This is a genomic window from uncultured Dialister sp. (assembly GCF_937959425.1).
In the GTDB taxonomy this organism is placed as follows: Bacteria; Bacillota; Negativicutes; order Veillonellales; family Dialisteraceae; genus Dialister.
In genome coordinates this window covers 1-15,814 of sequence record NZ_CALGPS010000068.1, presented here as the reverse complement: position 1 = coordinate 15,814, position 15,814 = coordinate 1, and the positions used below count along the sequence as shown (strand labels likewise).

Here is a 15,814-nt window from a genome sequence, read left to right as displayed (position 1 = left end):
GGCGCCTTTGCTGCGCAAAGGCCTATCCTCAGCCCTATCGGGCAGCTCCTTCCAGAGGAAGGAGCCTTACGTTACGTGCTTTCTCTTAGTATCACCATTACTGCATGACGAAGAGCCAGAGCCCCTTCCTTAGGAAGGCAGAAGTCCTGCAGAGAAATTCTGAGCAGAAATTCTGAGCCGGGTGACTGCATCGGGGGGCGGAAAGGAGCCGCCCGCAGGCGCCGTTGTTTGGGTTTTATTAATACTAGGGAAGCACTGATTAATTCATAGAGTCTGCTTTTATAAGAATTTTTATGCACTGCTTCGTCATGGGACTCCTTAAATAGCTCGCTATTCGCGTCGTCCCATTCCTTGCATTGCATAAAAATCCAAGAATAAAAGCAGACAGTGATTTAATCAGCGCTTCCCTGGCGGCGAAACCGCCACCTTCATTCACCATTTACAATTCACCATTTACCATTTCCCCAGAACTCCTTAGATTCCTCATCCCCCAGCCTACCAGCTTTACCAGCCCACTTTTTAACCCCATATTGACATCACTCCATGAATCCTATATAATATAAAAGCTGTTCATATTCGATCAGCATAATTTTTAGAGAGGTGATTTACACAATGGCAACAAACAGAAATCTCCGTTTTAAGACAAGCAGACGTTTCGGCGTAAACATTTACGGCCATCCGAAAGCGTTAAAACGGCAGGTCGCTGACGCTCGTCAGAAGAAACAGTCTGAATACGGCGTACAGCTGTCCGAAAAACAGAAGGTTAAAGCGATGTACAATCTGCTGGAAAAGCAGTTCTACCGCTATTATGATAAAGCAAGGAGAATGTCCGGCGTCGTAGGCGAAAACCTGCTGTTCCTGCTGGAAACCAGACTGGACAACCTTGTATACCGTGCAGGCTTTGCACGTTCCATCCGTCAGGCACGCCAGATGGTTACCCACGGCCTCATCACCGTTGACGGCAAGAGAGTGGACATTCCTTCCTACCCCGTTCGTCCCGGACAGGTGATTTCCCTGAAGGAATCCTACAGATCCAATGAAATGTTCAAACAGTCCTTCCAGGAACTGAAGACCTTCGATCTCCCTTACATCGAAAAGTCCTTCGACAACTGGACCGCAACCCTGACCCGTTTCCCCCAGAGAGACGAACTCCCCTACAAAGACGAAGTCAACGAAACCAACATCGTCGAACTGTACTCCAAGTAATAGTTCTCTGTGGACTGCGACAGATGCAGAAGAGGAAATGCTTTTTGCGAAGCATTTCCTCTTTTTTCGTGTCTTTTTTACCGGAAACACATATTACGGTCATAGAGGAAAGGAAACAAATGATACCGATGCCTCCCCGCCCCGCTGTCATTTCGACCGCAGTGGAGAAATCTCCCTGTTATACTATGGCTGGTGGCCGGCGGCTGGAAAAACCAAACAACCGGGCTTCGCCCGTGGGAAAACAAGCAAACCGCGCCTTTGGCGCGTGGGAAATGCATTCCCCCTTTGGTGGCTGATGCCACCACCTTCCCCCCGCAAGCGGTGGGACAACAACCCGTGCTTACTATAGAGCCGCTTATGAGTGGAATACTATACGGAGCTTTGTTGTGCTCCCGCACAGCGGGGGAAAGGTGGTGCCGTAGGCACCAAAAGGGGGAAAGCCGCCGTAGGCGGCTGATTTACCACCAAGGTTAGAGTGACTTATGTGATAGAACGGCAATTCCGTAACGCTGACTTCATACTCATCGCCCGCAGGGCGATACCACAACCCTCAGCCCGAAGGGCTGTCAAACCTGAGAACCCTCCGGCCGGAAGGGCGGTCAATCTTGAGAACCTTTTCCCATTCCCTTCTGAACCCGGTCAGCTTCGCGGCCCCCTTGCCCCCTTCCCCACCACAAAAAAGCCCACCGGATAACCGATGGGCTTTTTTACTTACTGTTTAAACTTATCTATGATTTTATCAAGGAAGGAGCTTTTCCCTTTGTATTGGGAGCAGTCCTCGCCCATTTCATTGGCATAGTGGAGAAGGGCGTTCTTCTGGTCTTCGTTCAGCCGTTTAGGCACGGTGACATGGACTTCCACGTAAAGGTTCCCTTTGCGGGAGGACTGCAGATGAGGCATGCCTTCGCCGGAAATGCGGAAGCGGGTGCCTGTCTGGGTGCCGGCTGGAATCTTCAGTTCCACTTCTTTGTCCAGGGTCTTTACCTTGATGGTGGAACCCAGGGCCGCCACGGGGTAGGAAATATTGACGGTCTTGTAAAGGTCGTCCCCTTCCCTTTCAAAGTCCGGGTCGTCTTCCACGTAGATGTATACGTAAAGGTCGCCCTTGGGGCCGCCCCGGAGACCCGGCTCCCCTTCGCCGGACACTCTCATGCGGACGCCGCTGTCGGCGCCGGCGGGGATATTGACTTCAATGGTTTTAGAGGCCCTGACGGTGCCGCTGCCATGACATTCTTTGCACTTGTTTTTGATAATCTTGCCGGTGCCGCCGCACTGCTGGCAGGTGACGATGTTCACCATCTGTCCGAAGGGGCCGTTTCTTACGATACGCTGCTGTCCGGTGCCGTGGCAGGCAGGGCAGGTATCGACGGAGGAGCCCGGTTCTGCGCCGCTGCCGTGGCAGTGGCTGCAGGTGTCGTTCTTGGTGACGGAGAATTTCTTCTTCACTCCGGTGAAGGCTTCCCGAAGGGTGATGGTCATATCGTAGCGGAGGTCCGCCCCCTGCTGGGGACCATTGTTTCTTCTGCGGCTGCCGCCGGTGAACATGTCGAAAATGTCCCCCATGTCGAAGCCGCCGAAGTCGAATCCCTGGCCATTGAATCCGCCCTGACCGAATCCGCCGAATCCCCCGGCGCCGGCTCCACCACGGGATGCCTGCTGGAAGGCGTCGTGGCCAAGCTGGTCGTACTGGGCTCTCTTGTCGGCATCGGAAAGTACATGGTAGGCTTCATTGACTTCCTTGAACTTTTCTTCCGCTTCCTTAGGATGGTCCTTATTCAGGTCCGGATGGTATTTGCGGGCAAGTCTTCTGTATGCTTTTTTGATTTCATCATCGGTGGCGTTTTTGCTTACGCCAAGGATGTCATAATAATCCTTGCTGTCTGCCATAAAGAAATCACACTATTCCTTATTTCTTATCGTCGTCCACGACTTTATAGTCTGCGTCTACTACATTGTCCTTGTCTTTTTTGGCTCCGGCCTGGGGTCCCTGCTGGGCGCCTGCATTCTGGGCCTGCTGCTGTGCCTGCTGAGCCTGCTGTGCCTGCTGGTACAGTTTTTCGGTCAGTTCATGGAGCGGTTTGGTCAAAGCTTCGGCATCGGCTTTGATCTTTTCGGTATCATTGCCTTTGAGTGTTTCTTTCAGTTTGGCAATGGCATCGTTCACTTCTTTCACTTTGCCCTGGTCTGCTTTGTCTCCCAGTTCCTTGACGGTCTTTTCAGCCTGGTAAATGAGGGCTTCTGCATTGTTCTTGGCAGTAATGGCTTCTTTGCGTTTCTTGTCTTCTGCTTCATGAGCTTTGGCATCATCCTGCATTCTCTTGATTTCTTCATCAGAGAGGCCGGAGGAAGAGGTAATGTCAATCTTCTGTTCCTTGCCGGTGCCCAGATCCTTTGCAGAAACATGGACAATACCGTTGGCATCGATGTCGAAGGTGACCTGAATCTGCGGAACTCCCCGGGGAGCCGGCGGAATGTCACTCAGTTCGAAACGGCCAAGGGTCTTGTTATCAGCAGCCATGGGACGCTCGCCCTGGAGTACATGGATATCTACGGACGGCTGGTTATCTACGGCAGTGGAGAATACCTGGGTCTTGGAGGTCGGGATGGTGGTATTTCTCTTAATCATGGTAGTGAATACACCGCCCAGGGTTTCAATGCCCAGGGACAGCGGAGTGACATCAAGAAGCAGTACGTCTTTCACTTCGCCTTTAAGAACGCCGGCCTGGATGGCAGCACCTACAGCTACCGATTCATCAGGGTTAACGCCCTTGGACGGTTCTTTATGGAATTTGTTGCGGATAAGGGTCTGTACGGCGGGGATACGGGAAGAGCCGCCGACCAGAAGAATCTTATCAATGTCGTCAATGGTGAGGTTGGCATCCTTCATGGCTCTTTCCATAGGTTCTACGGTAGCCTGTACCAGATCTTCCGTAATCTGGTCGAATACGGCACGGGTCAGGGTTGCATCGAAGTGAACCGGCTGTCCGTTGGAATCAATGGTAATGAAGGGCAGGTTAATGTCGGTGGACATAACAGAGGACAGTTCGATCTTTGCTTTTTCAGCAGCTTCCTTCAGTCTCTGGTTGGTCATGGGATCCCGTTTCAGTTCAAAGCCGTTCTGGTTCTTGAAGGTGTCTGCAATCCAGTCCATCACGCGGGCATCGAAGTCATCGCCGCCCAGATGGCCGTTGCCGCTGGAAGCTTCTACTTCGAATACGCCGTCTGCCAGATCCAGGATGGACACATCGAATGTGCCGCCGCCCAGATCGTAAACCAGAAAACGGTGTTCCTTGCCGTCTTTAATCTTGTCAAGGCCGTATGCCAGGGCAGAGGCGGTCGGTTCGTTGATGATACGGAGAACTTTAAGGCCTGCAATGGCACCGGCGTCCTTGGTGGCCTGACGCTGGCTGTCGGTGAAGTAAGCCGGGCAGGTAATAACAGCTTCCGTTACTTTTTCGCCCAGATAAGCTTCTGCATCCACCTTCAGTTTCTGCAGAATCATGGCAGAGATTTCCTGAGGAGTATAGGATTTTCCGTCAATAGTGACTTTATAGTCGCTGCCCATGTGGCGTTTAATGGAAACGACAGTGCGGTCCGGGTTGGATACAGCCTGGCGTTTTGCCAGCTGGCCTACCAGCCGTTCTCCGTTCTTGGAGAAGCCTACAACGGATGGAGTCAGACGGGAGCCTTCGGCGTTAGGAATGACGACAGGTTCGCCGCCTTCCATGACAGCTACTACGGAGTTTGTTGTACCTAAATCAATACCAATTACTTTTGACATTTAAAATGTCTCCTTTCCTATGTATTTCTAAAACTGAAATTCTATATTTAACTGCCAATGTCAGCTGTTCTTCACAACCTGGACCTTGGCAGGACGAAGAACCGTATCTTTATAGAGATAGCCCTTCTGGAAAACCATGGCAATGGTGTCATCATCCATTTCATCGGATGCGGCCATCATCACCGCTTCGTGGAAATGGGGATCAAAGGGTTTGCCCTTGGCTTCGATTTCCTTGACACCGAAGTCTGTCATGATCTTCACCATCTGCTTCTGGAGAAGCTCAAACCCCTTCAGGTAGGCCTCGCCGGATGCATCTTTCTTCATATGGGAAAGAGCCAGTTCGAAATTGTCCAGTACCGGAAGGAAGGATTTCAAGGTTTCCGCCTTGTAGGTATCGGCCGCTTTGGCTTCGCTTTCCTTTGTGCGGCGGCGGAAATTGTCAAAATCCGCCTGGAGCCTTACATACTGGGAAAGGGCTGTCTGAAGTTTCGTTTCTTCCGACTTGGCCTTATCTTCCGCTTCCCTTGCCTTCTTCTGGGCATCCGCTGCCTGTCTGGTGAGGAAAATGACCTGCTGCTGCAGTTCCTCTACCGTAGGCTTCGGCATTTTCTCTGCCTTTTTTCCCTTCTCCTTCGGTTCCTCCGTATTCACTTTTACTTTAATATCTTCTTTTTTCGCCATTGGGGAGCCTCCTATGTTACTCTTTATTCTTTAAAAGCTGATCCAGTCTGTCCTGCATAAACCGCATCATGCCGATAATCTTACTGTACTGCATGCGTGTCGGTCCCAGCACCGCCACTGAACCTATGACTCTGCCGCCGGAGGAAAACTGGGCCCTCACGATAGACAAATCGGACAGGGACTTCATGGGGTTTTCCGTGCCGATATGGACGGCAATGGGCTGATCGGAGCTGGAGAGAAGCATGCTTTCCAGCATATCCCGCTGCTCCAGGAGATTCAGGATATCCTGCATTTTTTCCACATTTTTGAATTCCGGCTGTTCAATCAGCTGGGATGCGCCGCCGGAATAGACTTCCTGCTGCGGTGTCAGCACTCTCTGCAGGGTCTTGAACACATTCATATAGGGACTTAAATTCTTTTCTATATCCTTCTGGAAGGATAGGATTTCCTTTTCATCCATGCTGTCAATATCCCGGCCGTGGAGGAAATGGTTCATCCTGTCCGCCAGGAGCTGCATTTCATCAAAGGTGCTGCCTTTAGGAATGTCCACCACTGCATTGGAAACGTCTCCCCGATCTGTCACCACCAGGAGAATGGCCCTGGCTCCGTCAAGGGGAAGGAAACGGACATAGTTGAATTTCTTCTTAATACCTGCAGATGTGGCGACGGAAAGATTATGGGTCAGGGATGAAACAGCCTTTGCCATATTACGGAAAATTTCATCCACCTTCGTCACATGATCCAGAAGCATGCTGTCAATCATGGACTTTTCTTCATTGGAAACAGGAGCGGGCTGCATGAGCCAGTCCACGTAAAAACGATACCCCTTGATGGAAGGGATACGTCCTGCAGAAGTATGGGGCTGTTCCAGGTATCCTTCGTCTTCCAGATCCTGCATCTCATTCCGGATAGTGGCGCTGCTGACGCCCAGATTGTACTTCTTTGCAATAGTTCTGGAGCCTACCGGTTCAGCGGTATCGGCGTAATCCTGTACCACTGCCCACAATACTTTCCGCTTTCTTTCATTCAATTCATTGGCCCCGTAACGGGGTTCATTCTTGTTTGTTCTGCGTGCCATGATTATCACCTTGTTATTAGCACTCATCTCTTTCGAGTGCTAACTTACGTTATTAGAATAGCATTCATACCCCTCTATGTCAAGGCTTTCCCCTTCTTTTCCTCATTTTTCCACATAAAAAGCACCTCCCAAGGGAAGTGCTTTTTTAGTGAGCTAGTGAGCTAGTGAACTGGTGGGCTAGTGAACTGGTGGGCTGGTGAACTAGTAAGCTGGCAGCTAGTTGCTAGGGAAGCACCACCAGAGACACAAAGCGTAAGAACGTAACGAGGCTCCTTCCTCAGGTGGCAATCCTGCATAGGATTGCCAAGTCGTGCAAAGTTGGCCCTTAGCCTGCCCATAAAAGGGCCTTCCTTTTGTTTGCCCGACCGGAATGGAGCTGCCCGATAGGGCTGAGGATAGGTCCGAATAATGCTCTTTGTACTTATGAGTCACATTAGGCCCTTTCAGGGCCTCGGCTTTTCTGCGAAAAGCCGCTATCCTCCGTCGCCTGACGGCGACACCAACGGCCGGGCTTTAAGGTGTTCGCTTTATGTGCAGGCTATGCTCAAATAAGAGCCCGGCTCAGAAGCCCTCTGCAGGGCTTCTGCCTTCCAAAGGAAGGAGGCTCTGGCACTTCGTCATGCAGCACCTGTGACAAGAAAGGTAAGCCCGTAACGCAGTCTGATGTCTGACCTCTGACTTCTATCGTCTACCTTCTATCGTCTCCCCTACCCCACATATCCAAGCCAGTGCCAGTAGGTGGCGGAGAAGACGAGAATCATGGCATAGGCCAGCACGGTGAAGGGAATGCCGGTAATCAGAAAATCCTTGGACGTAATGTAGCCGGTGCTGTAGGCAATCATATTCTGAGGCGCATTCACCGGAAGGATGTAGCCGAAGCAGATGGTGTACTGGAGAATCATGGTCATGCCAAGCACATCGATGCCCGGTGTCTTCACACTCTGGAGAACCGCAATGACGATAGGAATCATGGCCGAAGCAAGGCCCGTGGCGCTGGCAAAGCCCAGGTGAATGACGGTAAGGAAGAAGGCCAGCACCGCAATAACCATAAGAGGAGACATGGTTTCCATGCCGAAGAGGGCCACGAAATGGTTGGCCAGCCAGATGGCGGCTCCCGATTTCAAAAGGGCGGTGCCAAGGCTGATGCCCACGCCGAAGAGGGTGACGGTGCCCCAGTTGATATGGGGCACTGCCTGTTTCCAGGTCATGAAGCCCACCTTCGGCAGCATCATGAGCATGATGCCTGTAATGGTGACAGTGGTGGTATCAAAGGGATGGAGTTTCTTCTCTGTGACCCAGAAGAAAAGGAGCAGGACGGAAATGAGGAGCAGTTTCTTTTCGTCTTTGGAAACAGGTCCCAGGTCCTTCAGCATCTTTTCCAGCGCTTCCCGGCCGCCGGGCATTTCCTTTACTTCCGGAGGCATCACATGAATCAGGAGGAAATAGAGCACTACGGACATAACGGCTGCATAGGGAGCGGCTGCAATGAACCATTCCAGCCAGCTGATATCTTTCCCCAGTACCTGCTGGATGAACCCGATGGCCACCATGTTCTGGGCTGCGGCCGTCTTAATGCCGATATTCCACAGGGAATCCGCCTGGGCCACCGCCATCATGAGCACCGCCGCAAAGGTGGATCCCTTCTGGAGGCCGAAGGCACGGATAATGCCCACTACGATGGGGACCATGCAGGATACGCGGGCCGTGGTGGATGGAACGAAGAAGGAAAGGAGGAATCCTACGAAAATGACGCCGATGACCAGGTGACTGGACTTCACGCCGATGTGGGACATAACCACCAGGGCGATACGTTTATCCAGCCCTGTGATCATCATGCCCGCCGACAGGAACATGGCTCCTGCCACCAGCGCCCAGGCAGTGGTGGAAAACCCGGCAAGCCCCATCTGCAAGGCCTTACTGGTGCCAAGAATCACTTCCGGCTTGGCGGGATTGGGCGCCAGCCCCAGGGAAAAGGCCATAAACACAACGATAACAAAAGCGCTGACCGGATAGGACACGCCTTCCGTCATCCAGATAATAACTGCAAATACCAGAATGCCGATGAGCCGGTGGCCTGAGGTAGGCAGGTCCGCCGGCGTAGGAAACAGATACACCAGGGCCATGGCCGCCAGTGCTAGAAACAAACCGTACTTCTTACCAAATCCTTCCGATTGATTCATAAGGCACCTCCAGGAAGGGAAAAAATGAAGCGCCATTTCATCAAGGAGCTAAATAGGCTCCGGCCATGAGCAGGCACTTTTTCTTATGATGCAAAAAGCTCCTGCTATCCCTATATATAAGGGGAAACAGGAGCTTCATCGCACTTTATGAATTTCTTCCAGTATATCCAAAAAGAAGTAACTTGTCAAATCCAATAAAAAAGCCCCCGCCTGAGCGGGAGCTTTGCAGTTATCAGTCAGCGCTGAAGGGAAGCAGAGCGATAGCTCTTGCTCTCTTGATAGCGAGATTGATTTTACGCTGATGCTTTGCGCATGTTCCGGTTACACGGCGGGGCAGAATCTTGCCTCTTTCGGAAACGAAACGACGCAGTGCAGCAACGTTTTTATAATCAATGGTGTCTACGTGATCCACGCAGCACTGGCAGACCTTTCTTCTCGGTCTTCTTACTCTATCTCTTCTAATCATGCTTTCTATATCCTCCAAAATCAATGCATATCAGAACGGAATATCTTCATCCTTGGACGTTGTACCAAACTGTCCAAAGTTTCCTCCCGGCTGGCCGCCCTGTCCGGCTGGAGCATTGTTATATCCGCCGTTTCCGCCGTTATAACCGTTTCCACCGAAACCGCCGTTGTTTCCGCCGAAATTGTTATTTCCGCCGAAACCGCCGCCGAAAGAATTACCCTGGGCCTGCTGCCCATAGGAAGAACTGCGGGGCGTGCCCAATGGAACGGCAATGATATTGGCAACGACTTCTGTTACATATCTCTTTGTGCCGTCCTGCGCATCGTAGGAACGACTGGAAATACGTCCTTCCACAAATACGCGGCTGCCTTTTTTCAGCTGATTTCCAACAGCTTCTGCCAGGGGACCCCAGGCAACAACATTAATCCAGTCTGTAAGCTCGCGCTGTTCACCCTGGGGGGTCGTGTAGTTACGGCTTACTGCTACAGAAAACGATGCTACGGAACGGCCGGTCTTCGTGGCACGAATAATCGGATCCCGTCCAAGATTTCCCAAGATTTGAACTGAATTCATTGTGCTACCTCTTAGTCATCCTGTTTTACAATGATATGACGGATAATTTCTTCATGAATCTTGATAACGCGGTCAAGTTCTTTAATCTGCGCCGGGTCAGCCTGGAAATCTACTACTACGTAGTATCCTTCACTCTGATGCTTGACTTCGTACGCAAGATGACGTTTGCCCCATTCATCAGTATTGTCAATGGTACCACCGATTCTGGTAATGGTGTCCTGTACCAGTTTGACAGCAGCTTTGATAACATCATCATTAGCTGCATTCACAATGAACATAACTTCATACTTTTTCACGAAATTCGCCTCCTTTTCGGACCTATGTCCCACACTTTCTGCGGGCCAGGAAGTTACTTGTAAAATAACAAGCTCATTTATTATACAAGAGTGGAAATGAAAAAGCAAATACTTTTTTAGGAAATCCGCTTCGCGGAAAGTTTCCTACTCGACTTGGCTCCATTGCTGCCCATGGCGGCAGGAAACTGCTGGCGTAAAGTTTCCTACTCGGCATGGTGCCATTGCTATCCATAGCGGCAGGAAACTGTTGGCGAATAGTTTCCTACTCGGCATGGCCCCATTGCTGTTCATGGGGGCAGGAAGCTGCTGGCGAATAGTTTCCTACCCGGCGTGGCTCCATTACTGTCCATGGCGGCAGGAAAACTGCTGGCAAATAGTTTCCTACCCGACGTGGCACTCCTGTGTTTCATACCCGACGTGACACATTTGTTGTCCATCGCGACAGGAAACTATTCGCATAAAGTTTCCTGCCCGGCATGACGCCAATGCGGTCCATCGAGACAGGAAACTGTTAGTAAAAAGTTTCCTACTCGACTTGACGCTATTGCTATTCATCGAAACAGGAAACTATTCGCAAATAGTTTCCTACTCGACTTGACACTATTGCAATTCATCGAAACAGGAAACTATTCCCATAAAGTTTCCTACTCGACTTGACACTATTGCCATCCATCAAAGTAGGAAACTATTCACATAAAGTTTCCTGCCCGACATGACGCCATCGCTGTTCATACCGACAGGAAACTATTTCCTCTTACTCACCATGAAGCCGGTGGCCTGCTGGTTGGCCATGATGACGATGTCGCTGATCTGCACCCGTTTGGGCTGGTCTACGGCGAAGGCAATGATATTGGCAATGTCTTCGGCCTGCAGGGCATCCACCCCTTCATACACCTTGGCGGCCCTTTCCTTATCGCCATGGAAACGGACTTCGCTGAAAGGGGTCTCAACAATGCCCGGCTGGATGGTGGTGACCTTGATGTCGCTGTCAATCACGTCGATACGGATGCCGTCGCTAAATGTCTTCACCGCCGCCTTGGTGGCACAGTATACCGCAGCCCCTGCATAGGCATAGAGGCCTGCCGTGGAGCCCAGGTTGATGATATGGCCTTCATTCTTTTCCAGCATGGCGGGAAGGAATGCCCAGGTCACAAGGAAGAGCCCCTTGATATTGGTATCAATCATCTGGAGGATATCCTCCTCCTTCGTTTCCCCATAGGGTTCCAGCCCTCTGGCCAGGCCGGCATCGTTCAGAAGAATGCGGGGCGTCCCTGCTTCCCGAAGGCAGCGGTCTGCCACCGTCCGGATTTCGTCGGGATTTCTGACATCCAGCTTGTAGCAGATGACAGGCACCCCCATTTCCTCTTCGATTTCCTTTTTCACCGCTGCCAGCTTTTCTTCATTTCTGGCAGCCAGCACCAGGCCATAGCCCTTCCCTGCCAGCGCTTTGGCAGAAGCCAGGCCGATGCCGCTGGTGGCTCCCGTAATGAATGCAAACGAACTCATGATAATCCTCCTTCTTTTTCTGCTATAATAGAATGCAAAACTGATTCCCCTTTATTATACTGGATTCCCCGCCTTTTTCCACGGAGAATCAAAGGAGCTGCTATGAAATACATCATTGCTGCCGCCCTGCTGGCTGCCATTCTGGGAACCGCCGGATGCGGAAATTCAAATCAAAGTGATTCCCAGCCTGCGCCGGCCGCTTCCTCTGCCCCTCAAATCCATACCATTTCCAAAGAGTCAGAAGACCTGTATGTCAAAGCCGTCACCGCTTACGGAAAAGGAAACCACCTCTCCGCACTGGAGCTGGCCAATCAGGCTTTGGAAAAGGACAGCAAAAACTACAAAGCCCTGTCCCTCAAGGGTATTATCCAGGCCTTCGACGTATCGCCGGAGGAAGGGATTAAAACCATTAACCAATCCCTTTCCATCAATCCAAACTACGTGCAGGCCTTTTTTGACATGGCCATGGCCCAGAAACTGGGAAAGCATTATGACGAATCCATCCGTTATTTCCAGAAGGTACTGGACAAAGACCCGCAAAATACCTGGTCCTGGTACGGCATCGCCACCTGCTATGCCGACAAGCGGGATAAGCCTAATGCTTTGAAATATCTGAAGAAAGCCATCGAACTGGACCCGAAGAACGTGAAACCCCAGGCCGCCGTCCAGGACCACTTCCAGTGGCTTCACGGCGACAGCGATTTCCAAAGCCTTGTGAAATAAAGGAGCATCTATGAAATACGCATTCATTCTTTCCATCGTTTCCCTTGTCCTCTACCACGATGACCTGCTGGCAGCTGCCGGAGCCGCCGGGTATCTCGCCGGCATCTTCTTCCTTATCACCTACCGAGAAAAGCCCACTATGCTGGCCATCGGCTGCATTGCTGCCGCCATCATCACCATCATGTACTTCTCCTGGGACTTTTCCTTCGAAGGCTACATGCACATAGGCGTAGCCTGGTCCATGACCATCACCGCCTTCGTTGCCATTCTCACCCTGGTAAGCCTTATATATAAGATAAAAAATAGAATATAAGGGTTCTGAGGGTTCAGAAGGTTCAAAGGGTTCAAAGGGTTCAGAGGGTGTGGTATCGCCTGCGGCGATGAGTATAAAGTCAGCGTTACGAGATTTACTTTTGTGTCGCCAGTGCTGCACAACGAAGTGCCAAAACCTTCTTCCTCTGGAAGAAGGTGGCGCCGTAGGCGCCGGATGATAGCAGGCCTTTCGAAGAAAGGCCGAGGCCCTGAAAGGGCCTGATGTGGCACATAGGTGCAAAGAGCATTATTCGGACCTATCCTCAGGGATTCGCCCAGCTCCTTCCTGGGGAAGGAGCCTGCGTTACGTTCTTACCTCTTCTGTCAAAGGTGCTGCTTGACGGAGAGCATTAGCCCCCTTCCTCTAGAAGGGGGCGCCGGAGGGCGGAGGATACGGGCATGGATTAGACGTTAGAAATCAGACGTCAGACTTCAGGAATTCTTTTCAACCATAAAATTTCACCACCTATTCCATACAAAAAACGCATCATTGATAAAGACATCAACGATGCGCTTTTTTACTGCCTGTCAGTCGGCGGTCTTATGGGATTTGAATTTCAGGAAATAGCCCATGATAATGAGCATACATACCAGGCCTGCCGCATCGCCCAGGATGCCATTTCCGGTAATGCCATCTACCAGGTAGCCTGCTACACAGCTGACAGCCACTACGAGCACATAGGGAATCTGGGTGGACACATGGTCGATATGGTGGCACTGGGCCCCCGCCGAAGCCAGGATGGTGGTATCGGAAATCGGGGATACATGGTCGCCGCCTACAGAACCGGCCAGGACGGCTGCCACAGTCATAATCATGAGATGGGTATCATTGGACACAATAGCCAGTACGATAGGAATGAGGATACCGAAGGTGCCCCAGGAGGTGCCGGTGGCGAATGCCAGGCCGATGGCTACCAGGAAGAAGAGAGCCGGCAGCAGGATGGCAATGGTGGCATTGTCGGATACCACGCTTCCCACATAGCCGCCGATATTGAGGTATTCCTTACCTACAATGCCGGACAGTGTCCATGCCAGGGACAGGATCATAATGGCGGAGGTCATCTGCTTGAAGCCTTCCACGAAGCAGCTGCAGAATGCACTGAAGCTTAAAACCTTACGGGGAATATAAAGGATAAAGGTAAATACAAGGGCAATGAAGGAACCAATCACAAGGCCTCTGGCAGACTCGCAGTTGGCAAAGGCCTCTGCCACGCCCTTTCCCTCCAGAATGCCGCCGGTGTAAAGCATACCGAATACACACCCGCCAATCAGGACTACCAGCGGAAGAACCAGGTCGATGATTTTCCCATTTCCAACAGGTGCCGTGCTTTCATCGTCCGCATACTCCGCCGGAATCACCAGGGTGCCGCCGCTCTGCTTTTCATACTTGGCCATACGGGAAAAATCATGGCCGGAAGCGATGAGGATAATCATGAAAATAATAGTAAGCCAGGCATAGAGATTCAGCGGGATGGTTTCCAGGAAAAGAGCAAAACCGTCGATGGCACTGTCTTCAGGAAGAGAAGAAGTAACCGCTGCCGCCCAGCTGGATACCGGAGCGATGATACATACCGGTGCTGCGGTGGCATCGATAATGTAAGCCAGTTTCGCACGGGTAATTTTGAACCGGTCCGTTACAGGACGCATAACCGTACCTACAGTGAGGCAGTTGAAATAATCATCAATGAAAATCAAAATACCAAGAGCCATGGTAACGAAGAGGGCACTCTTCTTCCCTTTAATATTGCGGGCCGCATAATCCCCATAGGCCTGGGAAGCGCCGGATTTCTGGATGGCTGCCACCATGATCCCCAGAAGAACCAGGAACACAAGAATATACACATTGCTGCCTACCTTGTCCGACATAATGTGGAACATGGTATCGATAGCACCCAGTACACTGAATCCTGCAAACATAAAGGCACCGATAAAGATACCAATAGCAAGAGACATGTACACTTCCTTGGTGGCCAGTGCCAGAATAATCGTGACAATTGGCGGCACCAGAGACCATACAGTTTGAGACATATACATCATCCTCTCTCTTTTGACAATTTCCCATATCGTCAAAACTTAATTTTTATTATTATACAATACTTTCCCCGTTTGTAAAATGTGCGTTGTAATAAATGTTTATTAGTGGGCTGGTGGGCTGGAGCCTGGGGACTGGGGAATGGGGAATGGTTAGACAGTGAGAAAGTGGGACAGTACAGAGTGCTGTCCGCTTACCGCTATCCGTTTTCCGCCGGACACCATATAGGCGGCTTTTTCTGCACTCAAAAAGGGCGCTCTCTCGGGTGCCTCTTTGTAAGCTGCCATCTTATTTTTACATAACAACGATTTTCATCTCGCACTTTGCCAGAAGATACCGATTGGAATTGCAAACCGCGTATAATCTGCCGTCATTGACCGGTATGGTCTTGATAATCGTTTCCATAGCTCACCTATTGCTTTCATCCCGCTTCACTCCGAGGTCCCGTTTATAGTGCGGGCACTTCTCGCCACGCTCTACCTCATCCGGCTTTCCGAAATCTATATCTTCTTCATTAAATGGATATTGCAAACAATTATTCTTGTCGGGGTCATCTGCTCAAGGAGATGGTCCATTTCTGTATACGCATGAGTGGCACCATTTGCATATTACGGGGATAGCTCCGAGAGGGTCAAGTTTACGCTTTTCTTCTTCCATGATTTTCCTCCTCATATCGTATTCCGCGGGCCCATCCAATGACATTCGAAAGATGTACAAAAATCATTCATACTGAAACAGTCGCCGTAATACTCTTTGTTGTCCGGGTGGTTATGGATGACCTTGGCCCCCTGCAGCTTGTCGCCTATGGCGGCCATATCCACGGAGAAGGAGTTCCCTGTGAAACGGCAGGGTTCCCGCCCCATATGCTTCACAGAAACTTTTCGCACCGGATTTCTACTGCCTACCATCATTATACGCCGCATCCCCCTCATGAGCCACAATTCCCGAGTCCCCACTCCCAAATCCCCAGCCCCCTATCC

14 protein-coding genes are annotated in these 15,814 nt (G+C 51.0%); 3 read left to right on the top strand and 11 right to left on the bottom strand.

The window, feature by feature from the left end; all coding sequences use genetic code 11:
• The first annotated feature begins 612 nt into the window (after positions 1-612).
• Complete coding sequence (gene rpsD / locus Q0482_RS02765) at positions 613-1,206, top strand: 30S ribosomal protein S4 (RefSeq protein WP_299143087.1); 594 nt, start codon at positions 613-615, stop codon at positions 1,204-1,206.
• Between the two features lie 711 nt (positions 1,207-1,917).
• Here rpsD and dnaJ read toward each other — a convergent pair.
• From dnaJ to Q0482_RS02720, 9 genes are all read right to left on the bottom strand, one after another.
• The gene (gene dnaJ / locus Q0482_RS02760; RefSeq protein ID WP_299143084.1) at positions 1,918-3,093 is read right to left on the bottom strand and encodes a molecular chaperone DnaJ; all 1,176 of its coding nucleotides are present in this window, start codon (positions 3,091-3,093) and stop codon (positions 1,918-1,920) included.
• Between the two features lie 19 nt (positions 3,094-3,112).
• Complete coding sequence (dnaK, locus tag Q0482_RS02755) at positions 3,113-4,987, bottom strand: molecular chaperone DnaK (protein WP_299143081.1); 1,875 nt, start codon at positions 4,985-4,987, stop codon at positions 3,113-3,115.
• A gap of 60 nt (positions 4,988-5,047) precedes the next feature.
• Positions 5,048-5,668, bottom strand: coding sequence for a nucleotide exchange factor GrpE (grpE, locus tag Q0482_RS02750; RefSeq protein ID WP_299143078.1), 621 nt, complete (start codon positions 5,666-5,668; stop codon positions 5,048-5,050).
• Between the two features lie 16 nt (positions 5,669-5,684).
• Positions 5,685-6,746 (bottom strand): heat-inducible transcriptional repressor HrcA, encoded by a 1,062-nt coding sequence (gene hrcA, locus Q0482_RS02745; RefSeq protein ID WP_299143075.1) that lies wholly within the window; start codon positions 6,744-6,746, stop codon positions 5,685-5,687.
• A gap of 707 nt (positions 6,747-7,453) precedes the next feature.
• A complete protein-coding gene (locus Q0482_RS02740) occupies positions 7,454-8,926 on the bottom strand; it encodes a DASS family sodium-coupled anion symporter (RefSeq protein WP_299143072.1) in 1,473 nt (490 codons plus the stop codon).
• Positions 8,927-9,158: 232 nt separating this feature from the next.
• Positions 9,159-9,389 (bottom strand): 30S ribosomal protein S18, encoded by a 231-nt coding sequence (rpsR, locus tag Q0482_RS02735; RefSeq protein ID WP_232217348.1) that lies wholly within the window; start codon positions 9,387-9,389, stop codon positions 9,159-9,161.
• 33 nt (positions 9,390-9,422) lie between these two features.
• Entirely contained in the window at positions 9,423-9,965 is a 543-nt protein-coding gene (locus Q0482_RS02730; RefSeq protein WP_299143069.1) for a single-stranded DNA-binding protein, read from the bottom strand.
• A gap of 11 nt (positions 9,966-9,976) precedes the next feature.
• On the bottom strand, positions 9,977-10,261 hold the full coding sequence (gene rpsF / locus Q0482_RS02725; protein WP_296999989.1) for a 30S ribosomal protein S6: 285 nt from the start codon (positions 10,259-10,261) through the stop codon (positions 9,977-9,979).
• Between the two features lie 744 nt (positions 10,262-11,005).
• Positions 11,006-11,767, bottom strand: coding sequence for an SDR family NAD(P)-dependent oxidoreductase (locus Q0482_RS02720; RefSeq protein ID WP_299143066.1), 762 nt, complete (start codon positions 11,765-11,767; stop codon positions 11,006-11,008).
• Positions 11,768-11,869: 102 nt separating this feature from the next.
• Between Q0482_RS02720 and Q0482_RS02715 the strand changes: the two genes are divergently transcribed.
• Positions 11,870-12,490, top strand: coding sequence for a tetratricopeptide repeat protein (locus Q0482_RS02715; RefSeq protein WP_299143063.1), 621 nt, complete (start codon positions 11,870-11,872; stop codon positions 12,488-12,490).
• 10 nt (positions 12,491-12,500) lie between these two features.
• Entirely contained in the window at positions 12,501-12,803 is a 303-nt protein-coding gene (locus tag Q0482_RS02710) for a hypothetical protein (protein ID WP_299143061.1), read from the top strand.
• Between the two features lie 527 nt (positions 12,804-13,330).
• Here the strand turns inward: Q0482_RS02710 and Q0482_RS02705 are convergent.
• A complete protein-coding gene (locus Q0482_RS02705) occupies positions 13,331-14,830 on the bottom strand; it encodes a Na+/H+ antiporter NhaC family protein (RefSeq protein WP_299143058.1) in 1,500 nt (499 codons plus the stop codon).
• A gap of 672 nt (positions 14,831-15,502) precedes the next feature.
• Positions 15,503-15,745, bottom strand: a complete 243-nt coding sequence (locus Q0482_RS02700; RefSeq protein WP_299143055.1) for a hypothetical protein — start codon at positions 15,743-15,745, stop codon at positions 15,503-15,505.
• Positions 15,746-15,814 lie beyond the last annotated feature (69 nt).